General features: G+C 70.1%; 1 protein-coding gene. It reads right to left on the bottom strand.

Annotated features, from left to right (window positions below):
- A partial coding sequence (locus IEY79_RS37115) for a transposase (protein ID WP_189112060.1) occupies nt 1-679 on the bottom strand: 679 nt, incomplete at its 3' end.
- Nucleotides 680-710 lie beyond the last annotated feature (31 nt).

Genomic DNA, 710 nt, shown 5'->3' with positions numbered 1-710 from the left:
TCTGGAGCAGGCGCGTGCCGTCGGCGCCGATCCGCTGCCCGACCTCGGCACGCTTGGTCCTTGCCTGGGGAAACCGGGAGTCCTCGGCGCGGGTGGCGTAGTGCCGGAACCAGTCCGGTTCCGCGACACCCGCCAGCCAGTCAGGGGCAGCCCGGGCGAGAGCGTTGAGCGCCGACCGCAGCGTCTCCGAGACCATCTCCAGCCAGCACATCTCCCGAGCCGTCGACAGCACGTGTGTGGAGTCGGTCCGGGCTCGGCCTGCGGACTTCAGCAGCCCTTTCTCGCGGGCGGCGACCAGGATGCCGTCCAGCACGCGCAGCCCGGCGTCCGCCTGAACCAGCCGGTCCCGGAACTCCGAGAGCACGGAGAAGTCGAAGCCCGGATCACCCAGATCCAGGCCGAGGGCGTACTTGAAGTCGATCCTGGCCCGGACCGCTTCCGCGGCCTGCCGGTCGGTCAGGCCCTCGACGAACTGCAGCACCAGGACCAGCGCCAGGCGGCCCGGTGACCAGGCAGGCTTGCCTCTTGCCGGGAAAAGCTCCGCGAACTCCGTGTCCGTGAACAGCGGCCCCAGCTCGTCCCGGATCCGGATCGCCAGACTTCCCTTCGGGAACGCGGCCCGCGCCACCCGCACTGTCTCTGCCGGGATCTCTCCCGTTCCCTCCGTCGGCAACGACACCCGTACCCCACCCCAAAACGACAACGTCGGC

Origin of the sequence: Streptomyces camponoticapitis (genome assembly GCF_014646115.1) — a bacterium.
GTDB classification, from domain to species: domain Bacteria; phylum Actinomycetota; class Actinomycetes; order Streptomycetales; family Streptomycetaceae; genus Streptomyces; species Streptomyces camponoticapitis.
The sequence above is the reverse complement of the archived record's forward strand: the minus strand, read 5'-3'. Positions and strand labels throughout refer to the sequence as shown.